This window comes from Nitratireductor rhodophyticola (assembly GCF_019891355.1).
In the GTDB taxonomy this organism is placed as follows: domain Bacteria; phylum Pseudomonadota; class Alphaproteobacteria; order Rhizobiales; family Rhizobiaceae; genus Nitratireductor; species Nitratireductor rhodophyticola.
The window spans coordinates 648,383-668,468 of sequence record NZ_JAHSSF010000003.1 but is presented as its reverse complement, the minus strand read 5'-3'; the positions used below and the strand labels follow the sequence as shown (position 1 = coordinate 668,468).

Below are 20,086 nucleotides of genomic sequence, written 5' to 3'. Positions count from 1 at the left end.
TCTTTGTGCTCTCGGTCATGCGTCGAATGATGCCATTCTGTGCAGAAACGATCTATCCCTTTCGGGATGCCTTCTCCTCAACGCCCGAACGTGCGGTGCGGCGCTCAAGCTCTTCCATCACCTCGTCGAGCGAAACGCCTTCGAGCGCCAGAACCACGAGCCAATGATAAAGAAGATCGGCGCTTTCGGAAATCAGCTCCTGCCTGTCACGCGAGACGGCGGCGATCACCGTTTCAACGGCTTCTTCGCCCAGCTTCTGCGCGGCCTTGGGCGTGCCCTTTGCAAACAGCCTGGCAGTCCATGAGTTTTCGTCGCCCGAGCGCGCGCGCTCGGCGATGATGGCTTCCAGACGGGTGAGGTCGAACTGGCTCATGCCTGCTCCGGGGTCTGTGCGGGATCGAGCCGCATGGGAATGCCCGCCGAGGCCATATATGCCTTGGCCTCGCCGATCGTGTAGGTGCCGAAGTGAAAGATCGAAGCGGCCAGCACGGCACTGGCATGGCCCTCGCGCACGCCTTCGACGAGGTGATCGAGCGTACCGACGCCGCCGGAAGCGATCACCGGCGCACGCACCGCATCGGCCACGGCGCGTGTCAGCGGAATGTTGTAGCCCGCCTTGGTGCCATCGCGGTCCATCGAGGTCAGCAGGATCTCGCCGGCGCCTAGATCGACCACCTTTCGTGCAAACTCAACCGCATCGATGCCGGTCGGTGTGCGCCCGCCATGGGTGAATATCTCCCAGCGCAGCGGTTCGCCTTCGCCAGAGACCTGCTTGGCGTCTATTGCCACGACAATGCACTGATCGCCGAACTTGTCGGCAGCGCGGGCCACGAGCTCCGGGTCCTTCACCGCCGCCGTGTTGATCGACACCTTGTCGGCCCCGGCGAGCAGGAGTTTGCGGATGTCGGAAACCTCGCGCACGCCACCGCCCACGGTGAGCGGCATGAAGCACTGTTCGGCGGTGCGCGCCACCACGTCGAAGATCGTTTCGCGGTTGTCGCTGGAGGCGGTGATGTCGAGAAAGCAGAGCTCGTCTGCCCCGGCGGCATCATAGGCCTTCGCCGCTTCCACCGGATCGCCGGCATCGATCAGATCGACGAAATTGACGCCTTTGACGACGCGGCCGTCCTTCACATCGAGACAGGGGATGACGCGGGCTTTGAGGGTCATTTGTTCACTTTGCACACAACTTTAAGTTCCATTAGCCTTGTCAGATGGATTCTCGATCTGCTGACAGCGAATACATATTCTATGCCGATGAGAGTGGCGATCACTCCCTTAGATCCATCGATCCAGCCTACCCCGTATTTTCTTTATCCCTCTGTGGTTTCAAGAAAACCACCTATTGCAGCCGCATCGTTCCCCGGTTTCAGGCCCTGAAATTCCGATATTTCGGGCACGATGCAATCATTCTTCACGAGCACGACATCCGCAAACAGAATGGCGCTTTCCGGATATTGACCGACCGTGTTGTCAGGGAAAGTTTTCTCGACGATCTTTCCGACTGCCTCACCAATGCGCCGTTCAAAATCTTTAGCACCGTGATTTACAAGCTGGACCTGAAGCTGGATCTCTTTCCCGAGAATCCCTACGCCATCTCCCTTCGCATCAGCCTCCAGCATGTGTGCGGTTTTCTGAAACGAAATGGACAATTTGGCAAGCGAACCTACTTCATTTTCGAGAAGCGCGGCACCAAGGAAGACGGAGAACTGGAGCTCGAGTTTCGCCGGATCGTGTCTGGCCAAAACGATCTTTCCCTTCCACTGGACCGATTTGAGATTGTCTTCTGCGACAAGAAGGCCAATTCGACGGGAATGCAGATCGCCGATCTGACAGCGCGCCCGATTGGATTAAGCGTTTTCAGGAAAAATCAGACAAACCGGGCGTTTGAACTGATCCGCGGCAAACTCCATCGAGGTCGACGTTACAGTCGACCGAGCCAGGGCATCATCGTGCCATAAAAGCGAAAGGCCTCGGATTACTCCAAGGCCCGACGCCGACCGGGAAACCCCAATCCATTTGACTTCAATATAGGGCATCGCCCAAAAATGTCAAGAAAACAGAAGTGATTCCAATCGCTTATGGAAATTAAAGCAAGTGATTCTTTTTGCTGAGAAAATGACTTCTATCCGTTCTTCTGCAGAATTCTCAACGCCTCCGCCGGATCGATCCGGCCGTCATAAAGCGCGCGGCCGGAGATTGCGCCTTCGAGCTTCGCCGCGTCGGGCATGGTCATGCGCACGATATCGGCTATGGAGGCGAGGCCGCCCGAGGCGATCACGGGGATGGAGACCGCATCGGCAAGCTCGATGGTCGATTCCCAGTTGATGCCGGTCAGAACACCGTCCCGGTCGATATCCGTGTAGATGATGGCGGCGACGCCCGCGCCTTCGAACCGGCGGGCCAGTTCGATGGCTGAAAGATCGGAGGTTTCCGCCCAGCCTTCCACGGCCACCTTGCCGCCGCGCGCATCGATGCCGACGGCGATCCTGCCCGGAAACGCCCTGCAGGCTTCCTTCACCAGATCGGGATCGCGCACCGCGACAGTGCCGAGGATCACGCGCGACAGGCCCTTTTCGAGCCAGGCCTCGATATGGGCGAGCGTGCGGATGCCGCCACCGAGCTGTACCGGGTTTTTCGTCGCTTTCAGGATCGCCTCGACGGCATCGCCATTGACGCTCGCGCCGGCGAAAGCGCCATTCAGGTCAACCACATGCAGCCATTCGAAGCCCTGCTCTTCAAAGCTGCGGGCCTGGGCGCCGGGGTCGGTGTTGTAGACCGTCGCCTCGTCCATGTCGCCCAGTTTGAGCCGAACGCACTGGCCGTCTTTCAGGTCGATGGCGGGAAAAAGGATCATGTGTCAGACGCCCTCGATGATGCTGAGCCTGGCTTTGGAAACGGGTTGCCGGAACGTGATGGCATGCTGGTATTCCGGCGAGTGGTAGCAGGCGAGCGCCTGCTCATAGGATGAAAACTCGATGACCACCTGACGATCGCCCGTCGGTTCCTCCGGCGCGAGCGACTGCCCGCCGCGCACCAGAAATTTCGCGCCGTACTTCTCGAAGGCGACAGCATTGGCTTCGATATATTTCCTGTAGCCATCGAAATCGGTGATCTCGACTTGCGCGATCCAGTAGCCTTTTTTGTCCGCTCCACTCATCACGGCCTCCAGCGAAGGAAATTGGCGATCAGGGCCAGGCCAAGCGCCTGGCTCTTTTCCGGGTGGAACTGCGTGCCCACCAGATTGTCCCGCGCGACCGTTGCTGTGATCGGCCCGCCATAGTCAGCGGTGGCGAGAATCTCGGCCTCGTTGCGCGCGGCGAAGTGATAGGAATGCACGAAATAAGCGTGCAAACCGTCCGCTCCGGTGGGAATTCCATCGAAGATCGGGTGCGAATGTTTCACGTGAATCGTGTTCCAGCCGATCTGCGGGATCTTGAGTTTCGGGTCGGACGGTGTCATCTCGACCACATCTCCGGCAATCCAGCCGAGCCCTTCCGTGACCGTCTTCTCCAGCCCGCGTTCGCTCATAAGCTGCATACCGACGCAAATGCCGAGAAAGGGCCGCGCCTGATGAATGGCGACATCCGTGATCGCCTCGACCATGCCCGGCACGGCATCGAGCCCCCGCCGGCAGTCGGCATAGGCACCGACACCCGGCAGAACGATGCGGTCAGCAGTGCGGACGGCATCGGCGTCCGCCGTCACGGCGATCTCGGCCGCGATGCCGTTTTCACGTGCGGCACGCTCGAAGGCCTTTGCGGCCGAGCGCAGATTGCCCGAACCGTAATCGATGATCGCAACCTTCATGGTCAGCGCGCTCCAGGATATGTAAAGAGACCAAGCGCCGGCTCGCTGGCACGGCCCGAACCTCTCGCCGGTGCCGGTCTTTCGTTCAGGGCAGGGAGCGGGGTTTCGTTCCCGGCTTCCGCCTTGTCGGAGAGGAGGCCGGCCATGAACCGGGTTTCGGCCTCGTCGCGGCCTGCAGCATCGACAACACCCCATTCGCGCCAGCCGCGCCTCTCAAGCATTGCAACACGCAGATTGCGTGCCTCCAGCGCGATGAAGAACGACAGACAGAGCGATGCCACCGTTGCCGTTACGGACCAGCCTTCCAGTGTCCCAAGCGCGCCGACGACGAGCGCAGCGGCAAGGGCAGCCAGCGCCTCCAGCCACATGCGATGCCAGAGAAACCACAGAAACGGCATGATGAAAGCCAGAAAGGCAAAGCCGTCGCGTATGAGGACTGCCTGTTCCACATCACCCTCGGGCGGCTCCATCACCACATAGCTTGCCATCGGCCTATCCCTTCAGGCTGCCCTTGGTGGAGGGCACCGCGTTGCCCTGGCGCGGGTCGGCCTCGCAGGCCGTGCGCAACACACGCGCCACCGCCTTGAAGCAGGTCTCGGCGATGTGGTGGCTGTTGGCGCCGTAATGGTTGGTCACGTGCAGGGTGATGCCGGCATTCTGCGCCAGCGCCTGAAAGAATTCGCGCACCAGCTCGGTGTCGAACGTGCCGATCTTCTGGGTCGGAAAATCCACGTCCCAGACGAGAAAGGGGCGCCCGGAAACATCAATTGCGGCGCGCGTCAGGCATTCGTCCATGGCAAGGTCGAGCGAGGCATAGCGCGTGATGCCGCGGCGCTCGCCCAGCGCCTCCGAGATGGCTTTGCCCAGAGCAATACCGCAATCCTCGACCGTGTGGTGATCGTCGATGTGCAGATCGCCATCGGCCTTTACCGTCATGTCGATCAGCGAATGGCGGGAAAGCTGCTCCAGCATATGGTCGAAAAAGCCCACGCCGGTGGCCACCTCAAAGCGGCCTTCGCCGTCGATATCCACTTTGACGGCAATGGCCGTCTCGTTGGTCTTGCGGCTGATTTCGGCGGTGCGCGTCTTGCTGGAAGCCATGGTCTTTCCCTTTGCGCTGCGTGAAGGCCAGCCTTCTAGCAGCATGTTCGGGCAGCGCCAAGCACTCTCACCAATCTCGTCTCTCGCGTTTGCATTCCACGTTGTTCAACTTACATATTCGCTCTGACGGTGCCGTGCCTTATCGGGCGGCGCGAAAAGGAGTGTGCGATGAGCGACGAAAAATCCATGCACGCCACGACAATCGTCACTGTGCGCAAAGGCGGCAGGGTGGTGATTGCCGGAGACGGGCAGGTCAGCCTGGGCAATACCGTGATGAAGGGCAATGCACGCAAGGTGCGGCGCATCGGCAAGGGCAATGTGATTGCCGGCTTTGCCGGGGCGACGGCCGATGCCTTCACCCTTCTGGAGCGGCTGGAGGCCAAGCTGGAACAGTATCCCGAGCAGCTGATGCGCGCCTGTGTCGAGCTGGCCAAGGACTGGCGCACCGACCGCTATCTGCGCCGGCTCGAGGCGATGATGCTGGTCGCCGACAAGAACATCACCCTGGCGCTGACGGGCAATGGCGACGTGCTGGAGCCGGAAGGGGGCATCATGGCCATCGGTTCCGGCGGCAATTTTGCACTCGCTGCGGCGCGTGCGCTCGCCGACACCGACAAGGACGCCGAAGAGATCGCCCGCAGGGCGATGGAGATCGCCGCATCCATCTGCATCTACACCAATGACAATGTCGTGGTGGAAACGCTCGATGCCGAGTGAACCGGACCAGATAGATATTATCCCGGTCACGGCCGGGCACTATCCGCTCCTTCTCGACTGGCTCCACCAGCCGCATGTGCGCGAATGGTGGGGCGATCCGGACACGGAACTGGCCCATATCCGTGACATGGTGGAAGGGCGGGACACGACACGGCCTTTCGTGATCCGCCTCGACGGAAAGCCCATCGGTTACATCCAGTACTGGTTCGTTGCCGACAACAGGAGCCCGGATATCCTTGAAAAGGACCCATGGGTGGGCGAACTGCCGGAGGATGCCGTGGGTGTGGATCTGACCATCGGCGAAGAGGCGCTTCTTTCCCGGGGCATTGGCAGCCGTGCCGTCAGGCTGATGGTCCAACGGCTGCTCGATGAAGGCCACGCCAGCATCATCATCGACCCGGATCGTGAAAACCGCCGCGCCGTGCGCGCCTATGAGAAGGCGGGCTTTCGCCCGATCCCTCATCTTGAAGGCCGCACCGGGAGCGTGCTCATCATGCAATACGACAAGAACAACGAGACGAACACATGACCACATTTTCCCCGCGCGAGATCGTCTCCGAACTCGATCGCTACATCATCGGCCAGAAAGACGCCAAGCGCGCCGTGGCCATTGCGCTGCGCAACCGCTGGCGCCGCCAGCAGCTCGAGCCGGAGTTGCGCGAAGAGGTGATGCCCAAAAACATCCTCATGATCGGCCCCACCGGCGTCGGCAAGACCGAGATTTCCAGGCGTCTGGCCAAGCTTGCCGGCGCGCCCTTCGTCAAAGTCGAGGCTACGAAATTCACCGAGGTCGGCTATGTGGGCCGCGACGTGGAACAGATCATCCGTGATCTGGTCGAGGTGTCGATCGGCCTGACCCGCGAGAAGATGCGCGAGGATGTCAGAGCCCGCGCCCACATGAACGCCGAAGAGCGCGTGCTTGAGGCGCTGGTGGGCAAAACCGCCAGCCCCGCCACCAAGGACAGCTTCCGTCAGAAGCTGCGCAACGGGGAGCTGGACGACAAGGAAATCGAGGTGGAGGTCTCCGACTCGGGAGGCGGCATGCCCGGGTTCGAGCTTCCCGGCATGCCCGGCGCCAATATCGGCGTTCTGAACATCAACGACATGCTGCAGAAGGCCATGGGCGGCCAGCAGACCAAAAAGCGCAAGACGACGGTCAAGGAATCCTACGAGCTGTTGATCGCCGACGAATCCGACAAGCTGCTCGACCAGGACGAAGTGACCCACCGGGCACTGGAATCGGCGCAGAATGACGGCATCGTCTTCCTCGACGAGATCGACAAGATCGCCACGCGCGAGGGCGGCGTGGGGGCCGGCGTCTCGCGCGAGGGCGTGCAGCGCGACCTGCTTCCGCTGGTTGAAGGCACGACCGTTGCAACGAAATACGGGCCGGTGAAAACCGACCACATTCTGTTCATCGCTTCTGGTGCGTTCCACGTTTCCAAGCCCTCGGACCTTTTGCCCGAGCTCCAGGGCCGTCTGCCGATCCGCGTTGAATTGCGGGCGCTGGAGAAAGACGATTTCCGCCGCATCCTGACGGAAACCGAGGCGAGCCTCATCAAGCAGTATGTGGCCTTGATGGAGACGGAGGGCGTGACGCTCGAATTCACCGACGACGCCATCGACCGGCTGGCGGCCATTGCCGTCGATCTCAATGCGACCGTCGAGAACATCGGCGCGCGCAGACTGCAGACGGTGATGGAGCGGGTTCTCGACGACATCTCGTTCGATGCGCCGGACCGCTCCGGCAGTGCCTTAAAAATCGATGCAGGCTATGTCGATGAAAATGTCGGCGACCTGGCCAGAAACACGGACCTGTCGCGCTTCATTCTTTAGTCGCTGACTGAGTTCATTGCCCTGCCATCTCCGCGTCGGCAGGGCAATGAAGCCGGCTTTTCAAGTGTGACATCTCTGCCGCGGTCGCGGCGTCATCGCGCTCTGGCCGCGAATGTCTCTCGACTTGGTGTCAGGCTTTGCCTAATTTGCCCGCAATCCAGAAAAAAAGAACGACTCGGGGGCGCAAGCAGCGCGACATGGCATCACGGGCTCGATTGGTTATCGGCATTTGTGTCGGCTTGGTCGGCGCGGGTTCCCTGCCCGTGGCGGCGGCAAAGCTTGTGCCCGAGGGCAACCGCAATGCCGAGCAGCCGCCCATACCCGGTGTTTCGGCCAAGCGCACCAAATCCGCACAGACCACCTATGACGCCAAATACGGCAAGGTCTATCAGCTTCTGAAAAACGACAGCGGGCTGGTTTCCAAGATCCGTTCCATTTCCGCCAGCTATCAGATCGATCCCGTGCATATGGTGGGAGCCATTGTTGGCGAACATACTTACAATGTGGACGCCTATGACCGGCTGCAAACCTATTATGTGAAGGCGGTCTCCTACCTGAAGAGCGATTTCTCCTTCTCCCATGCCGGTGAGACCGTCGGGCAGTTCATCGAACGGCCGGAATTCGCCGAGTGCGAAAAGGAGAAGGGCAGCTACGACCTGTGGTCCTGCCGTGAAGCGGTTTGGGACAAGGCGTTTCGCGGCAAGAGTGTGGACGGGACGAAATGGCCGAACGACCGCTTCGGTGCCGTGTTCTTCCAGCCCTTTTACGCCGGCCAGACCTTCGGCATCGGTCAGCTCAACCCGCTGACAGCGCTCAAGATGACCGACATGGTGCACAAGGTGTCCGGCTTCAGAAGGATCAGCCATGACAATCCGCAGGAAGTCTACCAGACGATCATGGACCCGGATAAGTCGCTCGCCTATGTCGCGGCGACGGTGAAAAAATCGATCAGCGCCTATAAGCGCATTGCGGATTTTGACATTTCCGGAAACCCCGGCATCACCGCAACGCTCTACAATCTCGGTAATCCCGAAGCGCGCGCTGCGCGGCTGGCAGCCGAAAACCGCATTCTCCGGGCAAAGGGCCAGCGGATAAAGCTTCCAGAAGAGAACTATTACGGCTGGCTGGTGAACGACAAACTGGATGAGCTGAAGGCGCTGTTCCAGGACTCCTGAGCTCGCACCGGCAGGATTTTCTACCTTTTTCCGGTCGCACGGTCGCCGGTAATGGCGCGGAGCTGCTGCAGAAGCAGGGTCACCTCGGCGTTCTTCATAGAAGCGATATGCGCCGCCAGAAGATTGGCGAGTTCGGTCGCCTCGGGTGCGAGCCTGGCCGTGTCCACGACAACGCGCGGATGGGAGAGCTCGGCAATGCGCTGCATCTCATCCGCCTCGTCCCAGATCACATTGAAGTAACCGATGATCTTCTGGATCATCGCCCAGTTGGGCGGGCTCGCACGACCATGTTCCAGCGAAGAAAGATAGGCTGCGCTTACACCGATGGACGCCGCCATCTCCTTCTGGCTGACACCGCGCTCCCTGCGAAGCTGACGGATTTTTTCACCGAGCGGCGTCACATCCCGCTCCCGTGCCTGCGCTTCAGGCGAATGTAGAATGCACCGCCACCGCCATGCCGGCGGCTGGCCTGGTCGATCCCGCTGACAAGCGAAGAAAACGGCGGCGTCGCAAGCCATTGCGGAACGGCGCGCCGCAACACGCCATCGCTGCCGAAGGAAGCTCCCTTGCCGGTGATCACGAGCACATGACGCACGCCATCGGCATGGGCGCGGCTCAGGAATGAGAGGAGGAGACTGTGCGCCTCGGACTGGGTCAGCCCGTGCAGGTCCACGCGCCCCTCCAGAGCGAGCCGGCCGCGCGCGAGCTTGGTGTGCGTGGGTTTGTCTATCCGCCGCGTCGGATGCGCTTTCGCCGGGGGCGCGTTGTTCTGCTGCGAAGCGCCTGCCGGAGCCTTGCTGCCGGTGTCCTGCGCAACGAGGCGGGTCAACTCGGCCATGGTGTCATCGGTCGGTTCCGGCGGGTCTTCGAGCACCTTGCCCTTCAGCGGCTCGGTTGTGCGCGCCACCCGGTTCCAGAGGATGCGGTCTTCCATGCTCAGGCGTTTCGGTGTGTGGCTGGTCATCGATCAGCCTCCCAGAAGCCCGCGCGGAACCAGCGCATAGAAATCCGCTTTGTGGCGGATCACGCCGGCGATCTCGCCTGCCGCTGCGCCACTGCCAATGAAGAGATCGGCCCGCGCAGGCCCGGTGATCGCCGAGCCCGTATCCTGTGCGATCATCAGGCGACGGAAGGGCTGACCATCGACCGCATCGAGTTCGGGCGCGTCGATGAAGAACGGAGTCCCGAATGTGTGCAAAAGCCGGTCGACCGCTATGGAGCGTCCCGGTGCAAGCTGCACCTTGGCGGCGGCTACGGGTCCGAGTTCGGGGGCCCCGGCATCGGTCTCCCGAAAAAAGATAAATGAGCGATTTTGCCACAGAATCTCGTCAATCCGGTCCGGATTTTCCGAAAACCAGGCGCGAATGCTCTGCATTGTGACCGTTTCAGGCGCAAGCTCGCCACGGTCGATCAGAACCCTGCCAGCGCCGGTGAAAGGGTGGCCCGATTTGGCGGCATAGGTCACACGCATGGTCGAACCGTCTTCAAGCCGCAGCCGTGCCGCGCCCTGGACGTGGATGAAATAGGCATCCACCCTGTTGTCGAGCCAGACAAGTTCCAGCCCCTGGCCCGCAAGTGCTCCACGGTCGATAGCGCCGCGGTCGTGATACGCCACGAGGCCGGTACCCGTCTTTCTGGCGAAGGCGAAATAAGGGTCGAGACCGGGAGGTCGATTGTTTTCATCGACATCGACCAGATCGCCGGGGCGCTTATAAAGCGGGACGCAGAAACGCTCCGTCTTGACGCGCGAGGCTTCCACTTCCGGTTCATAATACCCGGTTACGAACCCGGGCCCGCCATCCTCCGCCCGTATGCGGCAGGGGATGAAATGCTGTTCGAAGAAGGCGCGGGCCGCCCGCTCATCGGCATCCGGCATGGCGCGGGCCGCCCTGTGCGCCGGGGCAAATGCGGAAAGGGCGATACCGAGAGCACCCGAGCGATAGGGCTTTATCTCGATACGTTCGGCCGAGCGGGCAAAGGCCTGAAAGGCGGACAGGACCGAATCCTGCCGCCAGCCCGGCATTTTATCGAACGAAACCCGCTCGAGGGTTGGCGAAAGCGCCGCAGGCGGCGCGGCCGTGCACGACGCTCCGCCAGACAAGGATCAATCCTCGGCTTCCGTGGCGACGAGCTTCCAGTTGGGATCGCGGGAGCGCGTATCGCGCGCGAAAGTCCAGACATCCTTGACTTCAGCGACGGTTTCCGGATCGCCGTCGATCACCTCGCCGGCGCTGTCGCGCGTGGCGGAAATGAGCTCACTGACGATGCGCAGCGTGACATGTGCCTCGGAGCCCTTCATCTCGGCTGCAATGATCGTCATGTCGTCAATGCCGACAAAGGAGGATTCAATCTTTTCGCTGCGTTTCTCACGCTCGTCGATGGCAGCGACGAAACCCTCATAGACCTCGCGGGAAAGCAGGTTCTTCAGCGTGCGGCGGTCGCCATCGGCATAGGCCATCACGATCATCTCGTAGGCCATCTTCGCGCCCTCGACAAAACTCTTGGGAGCGAAGGATGCGTCGGCATCCCGGATGGCGCGCATGCCCTTGTTCAGATCGGTGCCAGGCTTCGCCGCCTTGTCGATGTCGGCATAGGTCTGGTCCGGTTCCGCTGCGCCCTTGCGGCGCGGGAGGGACACCACGTTTTCGCCATTGGAGGACTGTTCCTTACGGGACGCATTGCGCCCGGCCGTATAGGGGTCGAACGGCGGACGCTCATTGCCCGTGCGCCGGCCCAGCACGTTACGCAACTGGAAAAAGATCACCACAGCGGCAATCAGAAAGAAAATTGTGCCGAAATCGAAGAATTCCATAACGTCCAGCCAAACGAGCCACTGTGTTCCACAGCGCGTGCCGGCTCAGGGCAGGCGCAGAGGCGACGGCATCCCGTCCCTACCGGAAATCATATAGAACGCAGGGAGCCATCATTCAAATTATCGGTCAGAATACCTATGTTTTCCCAACTGGCCAGCATGGAACGGCCAGAAACGGCTTAAACATGCAACAAGGCTAACAGGTTCGTGCGCTTTTCCATTGTTCCCTTCCTGCTCCTCGCCATCCCGCTTGCCGAAATCGCCATGTTTGTGGTGGTCGGCAGCCAGATCGGCGTGTTTCCCACACTGGGCCTCGTGCTTGTGACAGCCATCGCCGGCTCCATACTCCTGAGAATCCAGGGGTTCGGGGTTGTACGCCGCATTCAGGAAACCATGAATGAGGGCGGCGTGCCCGGCCGTGACCTGGTGCATGGCATGATGATCATGGTGGCCGGCGTGCTGCTTCTCACGCCCGGTTTCATCACCGATACGCTCGGTTTTCTCCTTTTCGTGCCAGCCATCCGCGATGCAGGCTGGAAATTTCTTCGCAGCCGGATCGTCATCCTCGGCGGCCCGGCATCAGCCGGAGGCCGGCACGCAAACCCTCATGGGCGCGATACCGGGCCGCAGACCATCGATCTTTCTGCAGACGATTACAGCGAATCCGGCGACGAGAATTCGCCCTGGCGCAAACCGGACCGCGAATAGAGCATCGGACCGAAAAGTGGAATCTGGTTTTCGGTTTATTCCGATGCTCCACTTATAATTTAGATCGTCCTTTGTGCGTCCGGATGGACGCACGGCGATCCAGGGGCTACCCCGCCGCGCCTTGTCATGCGCCGAAGCCCATGCTAGCGAGCAGGCAAATCTTAAAGGGGAGCCGCGCGGCTGCCGAACCACGCTCGAGGAAAAACGCATGGCCAAGAAACCAGAAGAAAAGACCGAAGCTGCAAAGGCCGGCAACGGCGCCCAGCCCTCTCTGAACGTGCTGACCCAGTATGTGAAGGACCTTTCCTTTGAAAGCCCGGGTGCACCGCAATCGCTGCGCGGCCGTTCCGAAGCCCCCGCGATCAACATCAATGTCAACGTCAACGCCAACCCGCTCGGCGATACGGACTACGACGTCGTTTTGACGCTCAATGCCAAGGCCGAGGCCGAGGGCAAGGTTCTTTTCAACGTCGAGCTGGTCTATGGCGGCGTTTTCCGCGTTGCCGGTTTCCCGCAGGAGCACATGCTGCCGGTTCTCTTCATCGAGTGCCCGCGTCTGCTCTTCCCGTTTGCCCGCCAGGTCATTGCCGATACGACGCGTGCCGGCGGCTTCCCTCCGCTGATGATCGATCCGATCGATTTTGCCCGCATGTTCCAGCAGCGCGTTGCCGAGGAACAGGCAAAGGGTCAGGTTCAGGTTTCCTGAACCAACCGGTTCCCGGAATTTTTCAGGCAGGGCGGTGCTTTCGGGCGCCGCCCTGTTTCATTTGAGCCGTATTCTTCCTGCCGCGCCCATACTTTCAGGCGCGAAAAGTGTGCCAGAGTGCCTTTTCGCCAAGCTTCTCCACCAGCGCTTCATGCGCCGCGCGCTCGGCTTCGCTGATCCGGGGTGGCAGGGGGGCGGGTCTTGCTGAAACCGTCACAGCGCCCCGGTCCGTATTGCCCCCCGCATCGTCACCGCCGGTGGAAATTTCAAGACCGAGGGCGGCCTGTTTTCCGCCGATCAGCTCGATATAGACTTCGGCAAGAAGTTCGGCGTCGAGCAGGGCGCCGTGCTTGGTGCGGTGGCTGTTGTCGATCCCGTAGCGGCGGCAGAGCGCATCGAGCGAATTCGGGCCCATCGGGTGTTTGCGCCGGGCGATCGCCAGCGTGTCGACGACCAGACCCGGGTCCACCGGCGGCACGCCGAGGCGGTCGAATTCGGCGTTGATGAAGCCGATGTCGAAATTGGCGTTGTGCGCAACGAGCTTTGCGCCGTCGATGAATTCGAGGAATTCTTCGAGAATTGCTCCAAACACCGGTTTGTCTGCCAGATCGGCATCGGAAATGCCGTGAACCGCCTGGGCTTCGGGGTGAACGGAGCGCCCCTGCGCATTGATGAAGTGGTGCAGCGTGCGGCCGGTGGGAAAGCGGTTGTCCAGCTCGACACAGCCAAGCTCGATCACCCGGTCTTCGTTGGAATCGAGGCCTGTGGTTTCCGTATCAAAAACGATTTCGCGCATTCTTCCGCTCCGGAGGTCGGGTCAAATCCAACATGCGCGCCCGGGATCGGCGACGCAAGGATACCGTCAGGGGGTGTCCGTTTCGGCTGGGGAAAGTTCGTCGATCACGGCTCTCACCGCCTTTCGCGCAGCCTCCATGCCTTTGCCGGTGTCGATGATGAAGTCCGCGCGCCGGCGTTTTTCGGCATCGGGCACCTGACGCGCGAGAATCCCGGCGAACTTCTCCTCCGTCATGCCGGGGCGCGACAGGACCCGTTTGCGCTGCTCTTCCGCCGGCGCGGTCACGACGACAATGCGATCGACGCGATCTTCCCCGCCAGTCTCAAAAAGAAGCGGGATGTCGAGCACGACAATGGGGGTGCCTTTTTTCCGGTGTTCGGCGACGAACACGTCGGCATCCTGCCGCACCAGCGGATGGACAATTTCCTCCAGCGCCCTGAAGGCTTCGGATTTCCCCAGCACCGCCTCGGCGAGGCGCGCCCTGTCCACCGTGCCGTCCGTCACCGTTCCGGGAAAGCGCGCCGCAATCAGTGGAGCGGCGGCACCCGAATAGAGGCGATGGACCGCAGCATCGGAATCGTGAACCGGCACACCTTCATCCATGAACATTCTGCCCGTGGTGGACTTTCCCATGCCGATGGAGCCGGTCAGGCCAAGAACAATGGTCATGACGCGTCCCCGCCCGCAAGCACATGATCCCGCAGTGCCCCCGTTACCACCGGCCGGACACCGAACCAGCGCTCGAAGCCCGGCACGGCCTGATGCAGCAACATGCCGAGGCCATCGACCGGTGTGAGCCCCCGGGCCTCGGCGGCGGCGAGAAGATCCGTCTTGAGCGGGGCATAGACGATGTCGCTGACAATTGCGTGCCCGGGCAGGGGATCGAGCGAGATTTCCAGCGGCGGCTGGCCGGTCATGCCGAGCGCGCTCGTGTTGACCAGAAGATCGGCATTGCCGAGGAGCGCGGGCAGATCTTCCCAGCCATGAGCGCTGACGCCAGTGCCGAAACGCACGGCCAATTCCTGCGCGCGCGCAAGCGTACGGTTGACCACGCGTATATTTTTATAGCCGGCTTTTTGAATGGCATGGATGATGGCCCGCGCCGCGCCGCCGGCGCCAAGGACAACCGCCGTTTCACCATTCGTCCAGTTGGGAGCACCGGCGCTCAGATGTGCGGCAAAACCGTAGGCATCCGTGTTTCCGCCAATCAGTTTGCCGGATTCAAACCACAGCGTGTTGACCGCGCCGATCATCTCCGCCGCTTCGTCACGCCGGTGAACTGCGGCAAAGGCCGCTTCCTTGTGAGGCAGCGTGACATTGCCGCCGGCATACCCAGTCGCCGGCAAATCACCAAGAAAGGCATCGAAATCGAGCGGGGCGACGTCCAGCTTTTCATAGCTGCCGTCGATGCCATGCTCGGCAAGCCAGAACCCGTGAATGAGCGGCGAGCGGGAATGGGCGATCGGGTGCCCGCAGACGAAAGCGCGAATCTCAGCCATCGATGGCCCCCAATCTGCGGAGCTCGGCAAGGAGTGGCAGAAGAGGCAGGCCGACAATGGTGAATGTATCGCCTTCGATCTTTTCAAAGAGCTGAATGCCTTCGCCCTCAATCTGGTAGGCGCCGACGCTCGCAAGTGCCTTTTCGCCCACATTGGACAGGTGCCGCCCGATGAAGGCGGGATCGAGATCGCGCATAGAGAGGCGGGCAACGCCCACATGGCGCCAGACCACCTCACCATCACGGGCGATGACCACAGCGCTGTTGAGCTGATGCGTGCGACCGGAAAGTTTCAGGAGGTGGCGGCGCGCACCTTCCATATCGGCCGGCTTGTGGAACACCTCGTCATCCAGTGAAAGCGTCTGGTCGGCACCGATGACGAGCGCACCCTGTTCACGTTCAGAAACGTCAACGGCCTTGGCTTCCGCCAGAACCTGGGCGAGTGTTTCGGGATCGGCGCCGCTGCCCTCAAGTGTTTTTTCCACGGCGCGCTCGTCAATCTCGGAGCGTTCAACGCGGAAGACAACACCGGCATCGCGCAGCATTTTCTGGCGAAAGGTGCTGCCGGAGGCCAGGACGATGGCGGGCCTGCTGGTCATGTCGTCACCCTCTGTTTTCTCGTGCCTTCGCATACAATGCGAGAATGGCCGCTGCGGTTTCCTCGATGGAGCGGCGGGTTACGTCGATTACCGGCCAGCCATGGCGTGTGCAGAGCTGGCGCGCATAGGCGATCTCGCGGGAGATCGTCACGCGGTCGGTATAGGGGTTGAAGGCGTTTTCATCCACCGATCCCAGAATCCGGTTCTGGCGAATCTGCGAAATGCGTTCGGCGGACGCGACCAGTCCAACGATCAGGGGCCTTTTTGCCAGGGCGAGCGCTTCCGGCAGTTTCATGTCGAGCACGATGGGCACGTTTGCGGTCTTCACACCACGATTGGCCAGATAGATGCTGGTCGGCGTCTTGGACGTGCGGGATATGCCGACGAGGATGACATCCGCTTCCTCGATATCGAGCGGAAGCTGACCGTCGTCATGCTCCATGGTGAAATTGAGCGCCTCGATGCGGTGAAAATACTGCGCATCAAGCACATGCTGCGCGCCGACCCGACGGCCGGCGGGGGTGCCCAGATAAGACTGGAAGACCATCAGAACGGGTTCGAGCACCGACACGCAGGGCAGGCCGAGCGCGGCGCAGCTTTCATCCACCTGACGGGCGAGCTTCTGGTCCACCACCGTATAAAGCACGATGCCGGGCTCGCGCTCCACCTCGTCAAGCACACGAGCGAGCTGCTTCTCATTTCGAATCAGCGGGTAGATGTGCTCGATCGCCCGCGCGTCCTTGTATTGCGCGGCTGCGGCGCGTCCTGCGGCCAGGAGAGTCTCGCCGGTCGCATCAGAAATCATGTGAAGATGGAAGAAGCGCTGCGGCTGTTGCACGGATTTTTGCCCCGCCATGTGGATGCCTGTTGATAACGCGGGCCCGAAAAAATGGCGAGGCCGCACCCTTTGATAACTCCACCCGTTCTTCCACAGACAGGCCCCGTGTGAATTGCGCTCGTCCCATGTGGAGAACAATCGACAATCCCCGAACCTTCCTTCACTGTCCACCGGGCGAGGTCAACCGAAATCGCTACAGCCCATTGAATCTGCGCGCTGAATCCGCATTATCCCCGTTCTTCTGAAGATGTGCATTTCTGCGAGGCGCGGCAATAAGACCGGGCTCGCGATGCGCAAAACCGTGGACAGATTTGAATCCACATTACAAACAGAGTCTAAGAATCAGAAGAATCTTCAGATCTGTAATTATCTTTTGAATCCTGACTGTGGAGCAGCCTGATGGGGCAGCGAAAAATCCTTGATGTGCTTAGAGGCGAGACGGTGTTTCCGCCTCCCGTCTGGATGATGCGCCAAGCAGGACGATATCTGCCCGAATACCGGGAAACGCGGAAACAGGCAGGGAGCTTTCTCGATCTCTGCTACAACCCCGATCTGGCAGTGGAAGTGACATTGCAGCCGATCCGTCGTTTCGGGTTTGATGCATCGATCCTCTTTTCCGACATTCTCGTCGTGCCGCATGCGCTCGGCCGCGATCTGCGCTTCGAGGAGGGCAGGGGTCCGCTTCTGACGCCCATCGATGCGAGCGGTATCGCAAAACTTGAGACATCGGGCTTTCACGATCATCTGGCGCCGGTCTACGAAACGGTGCGACGGCTTCGCAGGGAACTTCCCGATGAAACGACACTGCTCGGGTTCTGCGGAGCGCCCTGGACGGTGGCGACCTACATGATTGCCGGGCATGGCACACCGGACCAGGCACCGGCCCGCATGTTCGCTCTTGAGCAGCCGGAGGCCTTTTCCGCGCTGATCGACCGCCTTGCGGACTGTTCTGCCGATTATCTCATCCGCCAGATCGACGCCGGCGCCGATGCCGTGCAGATATTCGATTCCTGGGCGGGCGTTCTCGACGAGCTGTCTTTCGAGCGGTGGTGCGTGAAGCCGGTGGCGCGGATGGTGGCGAAGGTGCGGGAAAAGCACCCCGACACACCGATCATCGGCTTTCCGAAGGGTGCAGGCGCGCTTTACGCGGGCTATCGCCGGGAGACGGGCGTGACGGCACTCGGGCTCGACTGGACGGTTCCTCTGGGCACAGCGCGCCGCCTGCAGGCCGAGGGGGCGGTTCAGGGCAATCTTGACCCTCTGAGGCTGATTGCCGGCGGAGAGGCGCTCCACGAGGGCGTGGACGCGATTGTGGAGGCGCTGCGGCATGGCCCGTTCATCTTCAACCTTGGCCACGGCATCACGCCGAAGACGCCGGTTGAGCATGTGGAAGCGATGCTGAAACGGATTCGGGAGGCCGAGTGATGGCTGCGAGCGATACGGGTGGTAAAAAGGCCGCAGGCAGGGCTTTCGCGGCGCTGGCGATCTTTATCGCCCTGACAGCGCTCCTGTTTTTCTACAATCCGTCCGGATTCTATCTCTGGGCCAAGGCCATTCATGTGATCGCGGTGATCGCCTGGATGGCGGGCATGCTCTACCTGCCGCGTCTCTTCGTCTATCACGCGGATGCCACGCCGGGATCGGAGACGTCCGAGACCTTCAAGATCATGGAAGGGCGCCTCTTACGGCTGATCATCAACCCGGCGATGATGGTCACCTGGGTGCTCGGCCTGTGGCTTGCCTGGAATGGCTTCGGCTTCTCCGGCGGGTGGCTGCATGCCAAGATCGCGCTGGTGGTGGCGATGTCGGGCGTGCACGGCTATTTCTCCGCCGCCGTGCGCCGGTTTGCCGCCGACCAGAACACGAAGCCGGCGCGTCATTGGCGTATAATGAACGAAGTGCCGACGCTTCTGATGATCGTCATCGTCATCCTTGTTATCGTCAAACCCTTCTGATACGGGTTGCGAAGACCGCCCATGACACCGCCCATGATATGGAACCGGGAAAGCTGTCTTGCCCTTTGGCAGAGACGGCGGTAAGAGATGGTTCCTTCCTTTTAGTCCGGTTCCACGAATATCTTCCGTTTCGAGTGAAACCGGCCGGCTTCAAATACGCCTACCTCCACCTTTTCCGTTGCCTTTCCAGAGTCCGCACATGCAGGAAATGAAACTCCAAGAGCTGAAAAGCAAATCGCCAACCGATCTCATTGCGTTCGCAGAATCGCTTGAGGTTGAGAACGCCAGCATCATGCGCAAGCAGGAGCTGATGTTCGCGATCTTAAAGAAGCTCTCCACCCAGGATATCGAGATCATCGGTGAGGGTGTCGTCGAAGTGCTGCAGGATGGCTTCGGCTTTCTCCGCTCGGCAACAGCCAATTATCTGCCGGGCCCCGACGATATCTACATCTCCCCCTCGCAGATCCGCCGTTTCTCGCTGAAAACCGGCGATACGGTGGAGGGTCCGATCCGGAGCCCCAAGGAAGGCGAGCGCTACTTCGCCCTTCTCAAGGTCAACACGATCAATTTCGAGGATCCGGAGAAGATCCGCCACAAGATCCATTTCGACAACCTGACCCCGCTCTATCCCGATGAGCGGCTGAACATGGAAATCGAAGATCCGATAAAGAAAGATCTGTCGGCGCGCGTGATCGACCTCGTGGCGCCGCTCGGCAAGGGCCAGCGTGGCCTGATCGTCGCGCCGCCACGTACGGGTAAGACGGTTCTTCTGCAGAACATCGCCCACTCGATCACGTCGAATCACCCGGAATGTTTCCTGATCGTTCTTCTGATCGATGAACGCCCGGAAGAAGTGACCGACATGCAGCGCTCCGTGAATGGCGAGGTGATTTCCTCCACCTTCGACGAGCCGGCCTCGCGCCACGTGCAGGTTGCCGAGATGGTGATCGAGAAGGCGAAGCGTCTGGTCGAGCATGGCCGCGACGTGGTTATCCTGCTCGATTCGATCACCCGCCTCGGTCGTGCCTACAACACGGTGGTGCCATCCTCAGGCAAGGTGCTGACGGGCGGTGTCGATGCCAACGCACTACAGCGCCCGAAGCGCTTCTTCGGTGCAGCGCGCAACATCGAAGAGGGCGGGTCGCTGACGATCATCGCAACTGCGCTGATCGATACGGGCAGCCGCATGGACGAAGTGATCTTCGAGGAGTTTAAGGGAACGGGCAATTCCGAAATCGTGCTCGACCGCAAGGTTGCAGACAAGCGCATCTTCCCGGCGATCGACATACTCAAGTCCGGTACCCGTAAGGAAGACCTGCTCATTCCGCGTCAGGACCTGCAGAAGATTTTCGTTCTGCGCCGCATTCTGGCGCCGATGGGCACCACGGATGCCATCGAGTTCCTGAACGACAAGCTGAAGCAGACCAAAACCAATTCGGAATTCTTCGATTCGATGAATACCTGATTGTGGCTCCGACGATCTGTCGGCGACATCCAAGTTTTCAAGGCGGCATTCCGGTGCCGCCTTTATCTTT

Annotated in this window: 26 protein-coding genes; 10 read left to right on the top strand and 16 right to left on the bottom strand. The window is 60.8% G+C overall.

Annotated elements, in window-relative coordinates:
• Positions 1-52: 52 nt before the first annotated feature.
• Positions 53-373, bottom strand: a complete 321-nt coding sequence (locus tag KUG85_RS14270; RefSeq protein ID WP_065816742.1) for a phosphoribosyl-ATP diphosphatase — start codon at positions 371-373, stop codon at positions 53-55.
• The gene (gene hisF / locus KUG85_RS14265) at positions 370-1,170 is read right to left on the bottom strand and encodes an imidazole glycerol phosphate synthase subunit HisF (RefSeq protein ID WP_223005665.1); all 801 of its coding nucleotides are present in this window, start codon (positions 1,168-1,170) and stop codon (positions 370-372) included. Before hisF ends, KUG85_RS14270 begins: the two co-directional genes overlap by 4 nt.
• A 44-nt stretch (positions 1,171-1,214) precedes the next feature.
• On the opposite strand from hisF, the gene KUG85_RS21225 reads away from it, so the two are divergent.
• The gene (locus tag KUG85_RS21225) at positions 1,215-1,961 is read left to right on the top strand and encodes a DUF3800 domain-containing protein (RefSeq protein WP_223005664.1); all 747 of its coding nucleotides are present in this window, start codon (positions 1,215-1,217) and stop codon (positions 1,959-1,961) included.
• Positions 1,962-2,125: 164 nt separating this feature from the next.
• On the opposite strand, the gene hisA is transcribed toward KUG85_RS21225, so the two are convergent.
• Genes hisA through hisB form a run of 5 tightly spaced genes read right to left on the bottom strand, consistent with a single transcriptional unit; the run spans position 2,126 to position 4,911 of the window.
• Entirely contained in the window at positions 2,126-2,857 is a 732-nt protein-coding gene (gene hisA, locus KUG85_RS14255; RefSeq protein WP_223005663.1) for a 1-(5-phosphoribosyl)-5-[(5-phosphoribosylamino)methylideneamino]imidazole-4-carboxamide isomerase, read from the bottom strand.
• A gap of 3 nt (positions 2,858-2,860) precedes the next feature.
• Positions 2,861-3,160 carry a DUF1330 domain-containing protein gene (locus KUG85_RS14250; protein WP_223005662.1) on the bottom strand — a complete coding sequence of 100 codons (300 nt, stop codon included), beginning with the start codon at positions 3,158-3,160 and terminating at the stop codon, positions 2,861-2,863.
• Positions 3,160-3,810: an imidazole glycerol phosphate synthase subunit HisH gene (gene hisH, locus KUG85_RS14245; protein ID WP_223005661.1), complete on the bottom strand. Its 651-nt coding sequence runs from the start codon at positions 3,808-3,810 to the stop codon at positions 3,160-3,162. Before hisH ends, KUG85_RS14250 begins: the two co-directional genes overlap by 1 nt.
• A 2-nt stretch (positions 3,811-3,812) precedes the next feature.
• Positions 3,813-4,298: a DUF2628 domain-containing protein gene (locus tag KUG85_RS14240; RefSeq protein WP_223005660.1), complete on the bottom strand. Its 486-nt coding sequence runs from the start codon at positions 4,296-4,298 to the stop codon at positions 3,813-3,815.
• A gap of 4 nt (positions 4,299-4,302) precedes the next feature.
• Complete coding sequence (gene hisB, locus KUG85_RS14235) at positions 4,303-4,911, bottom strand: imidazoleglycerol-phosphate dehydratase HisB (RefSeq protein ID WP_065817090.1); 609 nt, start codon at positions 4,909-4,911, stop codon at positions 4,303-4,305.
• Between the two features lie 168 nt (positions 4,912-5,079).
• Here hisB and hslV point away from each other — a divergent pair, with 168 nt between their 5' ends.
• The 4 genes from hslV (at position 5,080) to KUG85_RS14215 (ending at position 8,639) form a co-directional block, all read left to right on the top strand.
• A complete protein-coding gene (hslV, locus tag KUG85_RS14230; protein ID WP_007009116.1) occupies positions 5,080-5,628 on the top strand; it encodes an ATP-dependent protease subunit HslV in 549 nt (182 codons plus the stop codon).
• Positions 5,618-6,157 carry a GNAT family N-acetyltransferase gene (locus tag KUG85_RS14225; protein WP_223005659.1) on the top strand — a complete coding sequence of 180 codons (540 nt, stop codon included), beginning with the start codon at positions 5,618-5,620 and terminating at the stop codon, positions 6,155-6,157. Before hslV ends, KUG85_RS14225 begins: the two co-directional genes overlap by 11 nt.
• Entirely contained in the window at positions 6,154-7,464 is a 1,311-nt protein-coding gene (gene hslU / locus KUG85_RS14220) for an ATP-dependent protease ATPase subunit HslU (RefSeq protein WP_065816751.1), read from the top strand. The genes KUG85_RS14225 and hslU overlap by 4 nt, the downstream gene beginning before the upstream one ends.
• A gap of 197 nt (positions 7,465-7,661) precedes the next feature.
• Positions 7,662-8,639, top strand: coding sequence for a DUF1402 family protein (locus KUG85_RS14215; protein ID WP_065816752.1), 978 nt, complete (start codon positions 7,662-7,664; stop codon positions 8,637-8,639).
• A 20-nt stretch (positions 8,640-8,659) separates the two neighbouring features.
• Here KUG85_RS14215 and KUG85_RS14210 read toward each other — a convergent pair whose 3' ends face one another.
• The 4 genes from KUG85_RS14210 to KUG85_RS14195 form a co-directional block, all read right to left on the bottom strand.
• Positions 8,660-9,040 carry a helix-turn-helix domain-containing protein gene (locus KUG85_RS14210; protein ID WP_065816753.1) on the bottom strand — a complete coding sequence of 127 codons (381 nt, stop codon included), beginning with the start codon at positions 9,038-9,040 and terminating at the stop codon, positions 8,660-8,662.
• Positions 9,037-9,603 carry a Smr/MutS family protein gene (locus KUG85_RS14205; protein ID WP_065816754.1) on the bottom strand — a complete coding sequence of 189 codons (567 nt, stop codon included), beginning with the start codon at positions 9,601-9,603 and terminating at the stop codon, positions 9,037-9,039. Before KUG85_RS14205 ends, KUG85_RS14210 begins: the two co-directional genes overlap by 4 nt.
• A gap of 3 nt (positions 9,604-9,606) precedes the next feature.
• Complete coding sequence (gene mltA, locus KUG85_RS14200) at positions 9,607-10,662, bottom strand: murein transglycosylase A (protein ID WP_223005658.1); 1,056 nt, start codon at positions 10,660-10,662, stop codon at positions 9,607-9,609.
• Positions 10,663-10,743: 81 nt separating this feature from the next.
• Positions 10,744-11,451 (bottom strand): Tim44/TimA family putative adaptor protein, encoded by a 708-nt coding sequence (locus KUG85_RS14195; RefSeq protein WP_007009125.1) that lies wholly within the window; start codon positions 11,449-11,451, stop codon positions 10,744-10,746.
• Positions 11,452-11,658: 207 nt separating this feature from the next.
• Here KUG85_RS14195 and KUG85_RS14190 point away from each other — a divergent pair, with 207 nt between their 5' ends.
• Entirely contained in the window at positions 11,659-12,159 is a 501-nt protein-coding gene (locus KUG85_RS14190; RefSeq protein WP_223005657.1) for an FxsA family protein, read from the top strand.
• A gap of 208 nt (positions 12,160-12,367) precedes the next feature.
• Positions 12,368-12,865, top strand: coding sequence for a protein-export chaperone SecB (secB, locus tag KUG85_RS14185; protein WP_007009127.1), 498 nt, complete (start codon positions 12,368-12,370; stop codon positions 12,863-12,865).
• Positions 12,866-12,959: 94 nt separating this feature from the next.
• Here secB and dnaQ read toward each other — a convergent pair whose 3' ends face one another.
• The 5 genes from dnaQ to KUG85_RS14160 all read right to left on the bottom strand — a co-directional run bounded on the left by dnaQ (position 12,960) and on the right by KUG85_RS14160 (position 16,596).
• Positions 12,960-13,661, bottom strand: a complete 702-nt coding sequence (gene dnaQ / locus KUG85_RS14180) for a DNA polymerase III subunit epsilon (protein ID WP_223005656.1) — start codon at positions 13,659-13,661, stop codon at positions 12,960-12,962.
• 66 nt (positions 13,662-13,727) lie between these two features.
• A complete protein-coding gene (gene coaE / locus KUG85_RS14175; RefSeq protein WP_223005655.1) occupies positions 13,728-14,330 on the bottom strand; it encodes a dephospho-CoA kinase in 603 nt (200 codons plus the stop codon).
• The gene (locus KUG85_RS14170; protein ID WP_223005654.1) at positions 14,327-15,160 is read right to left on the bottom strand and encodes a shikimate dehydrogenase; all 834 of its coding nucleotides are present in this window, start codon (positions 15,158-15,160) and stop codon (positions 14,327-14,329) included. Before KUG85_RS14170 ends, coaE begins: the two co-directional genes overlap by 4 nt.
• Positions 15,153-15,758: a Maf-like protein gene (locus tag KUG85_RS14165; RefSeq protein WP_223005653.1), complete on the bottom strand. Its 606-nt coding sequence runs from the start codon at positions 15,756-15,758 to the stop codon at positions 15,153-15,155. The genes KUG85_RS14170 and KUG85_RS14165 overlap by 8 nt, the downstream gene beginning before the upstream one ends.
• Before the next feature lie 4 nt (positions 15,759-15,762).
• The gene (locus KUG85_RS14160) at positions 15,763-16,596 is read right to left on the bottom strand and encodes a pyruvate, water dikinase regulatory protein (RefSeq protein WP_223005862.1); all 834 of its coding nucleotides are present in this window, start codon (positions 16,594-16,596) and stop codon (positions 15,763-15,765) included.
• A 399-nt stretch (positions 16,597-16,995) separates the two neighbouring features.
• On the opposite strand from KUG85_RS14160, the gene hemE reads away from it, so the two are divergent.
• From hemE to rho, 3 genes are all read left to right on the top strand, one after another.
• Entirely contained in the window at positions 16,996-18,021 is a 1,026-nt protein-coding gene (hemE, locus tag KUG85_RS14155; RefSeq protein WP_223005652.1) for a uroporphyrinogen decarboxylase, read from the top strand.
• The gene (hemJ, locus tag KUG85_RS14150; RefSeq protein ID WP_223005651.1) at positions 18,021-18,551 is read left to right on the top strand and encodes a protoporphyrinogen oxidase HemJ; all 531 of its coding nucleotides are present in this window, start codon (positions 18,021-18,023) and stop codon (positions 18,549-18,551) included. Before hemE ends, hemJ begins: the two co-directional genes overlap by 1 nt.
• A 199-nt stretch (positions 18,552-18,750) precedes the next feature.
• Positions 18,751-20,016 carry a transcription termination factor Rho gene (rho, locus tag KUG85_RS14145; RefSeq protein ID WP_223005650.1) on the top strand — a complete coding sequence of 422 codons (1,266 nt, stop codon included), beginning with the start codon at positions 18,751-18,753 and terminating at the stop codon, positions 20,014-20,016.
• Positions 20,017-20,086 lie beyond the last annotated feature (70 nt).

What these genes read in the sequence shown, in the direction of transcription:
- KUG85_RS14270 (WP_065816742.1), bottom strand. Translation starts at nt 373, where the DNA reads ATGAGCCAGTTCGACCTCACCCGTCTGGAAGCCATCATCGCCGAGCGC.
- hisF (WP_223005665.1), bottom strand. Translation starts at nt 1,170, where the DNA reads ATGACCCTCAAAGCCCGCGTCATCCCCTGTCTCGATGTGAAGGACGGC.
- KUG85_RS21225 (WP_223005664.1), top strand. Translation starts at nt 1,215, where the DNA reads ATGGATTCTCGATCTGCTGACAGCGAATACATATTCTATGCCGATGAG.
- hisA (WP_223005663.1), bottom strand. Translation starts at nt 2,857, where the DNA reads ATGATCCTTTTTCCCGCCATCGACCTGAAAGACGGCCAGTGCGTTCGG.
- KUG85_RS14250 (WP_223005662.1), bottom strand. Translation starts at nt 3,160, where the DNA reads ATGAGTGGAGCGGACAAAAAAGGCTACTGGATCGCGCAAGTCGAGATC.
- hisH (WP_223005661.1), bottom strand. Translation starts at nt 3,810, where the DNA reads ATGAAGGTTGCGATCATCGATTACGGTTCGGGCAATCTGCGCTCGGCC.
- KUG85_RS14240 (WP_223005660.1), bottom strand. Translation starts at nt 4,298, where the DNA reads ATGGCAAGCTATGTGGTGATGGAGCCGCCCGAGGGTGATGTGGAACAG.
- hisB (WP_065817090.1), bottom strand. Translation starts at nt 4,911, where the DNA reads ATGGCTTCCAGCAAGACGCGCACCGCCGAAATCAGCCGCAAGACCAAC.
- hslV (WP_007009116.1), top strand. Translation starts at nt 5,080, where the DNA reads ATGAGCGACGAAAAATCCATGCACGCCACGACAATCGTCACTGTGCGC.
- KUG85_RS14225 (WP_223005659.1), top strand. Translation starts at nt 5,618, where the DNA reads ATGCCGAGTGAACCGGACCAGATAGATATTATCCCGGTCACGGCCGGG.
- hslU (WP_065816751.1), top strand. Translation starts at nt 6,154, where the DNA reads ATGACCACATTTTCCCCGCGCGAGATCGTCTCCGAACTCGATCGCTAC.
- KUG85_RS14215 (WP_065816752.1), top strand. Translation starts at nt 7,662, where the DNA reads ATGGCATCACGGGCTCGATTGGTTATCGGCATTTGTGTCGGCTTGGTC.
- KUG85_RS14205 (WP_065816754.1), bottom strand. Translation starts at nt 9,603, where the DNA reads ATGACCAGCCACACACCGAAACGCCTGAGCATGGAAGACCGCATCCTC.
- mltA (WP_223005658.1), bottom strand. Translation starts at nt 10,662, where the DNA reads ATGCCGGGCTGGCGGCAGGATTCGGTCCTGTCCGCCTTTCAGGCCTTT.
- KUG85_RS14195 (WP_007009125.1), bottom strand. Translation starts at nt 11,451, where the DNA reads ATGGAATTCTTCGATTTCGGCACAATTTTCTTTCTGATTGCCGCTGTG.
- secB (WP_007009127.1), top strand. Translation starts at nt 12,368, where the DNA reads ATGGCCAAGAAACCAGAAGAAAAGACCGAAGCTGCAAAGGCCGGCAAC.
- dnaQ (WP_223005656.1), bottom strand. Translation starts at nt 13,661, where the DNA reads ATGCGCGAAATCGTTTTTGATACGGAAACCACAGGCCTCGATTCCAAC.
- coaE (WP_223005655.1), bottom strand. Translation starts at nt 14,330, where the DNA reads ATGACCATTGTTCTTGGCCTGACCGGCTCCATCGGCATGGGAAAGTCC.
- KUG85_RS14170 (WP_223005654.1), bottom strand. Translation starts at nt 15,160, where the DNA reads ATGGCTGAGATTCGCGCTTTCGTCTGCGGGCACCCGATCGCCCATTCC.
- KUG85_RS14165 (WP_223005653.1), bottom strand. Translation starts at nt 15,758, where the DNA reads ATGACCAGCAGGCCCGCCATCGTCCTGGCCTCCGGCAGCACCTTTCGC.
- hemE (WP_223005652.1), top strand. Translation starts at nt 16,996, where the DNA reads ATGGGGCAGCGAAAAATCCTTGATGTGCTTAGAGGCGAGACGGTGTTT.
- hemJ (WP_223005651.1), top strand. Translation starts at nt 18,021, where the DNA reads ATGGCTGCGAGCGATACGGGTGGTAAAAAGGCCGCAGGCAGGGCTTTC.
- rho (WP_223005650.1), top strand. Translation starts at nt 18,751, where the DNA reads ATGCAGGAAATGAAACTCCAAGAGCTGAAAAGCAAATCGCCAACCGAT.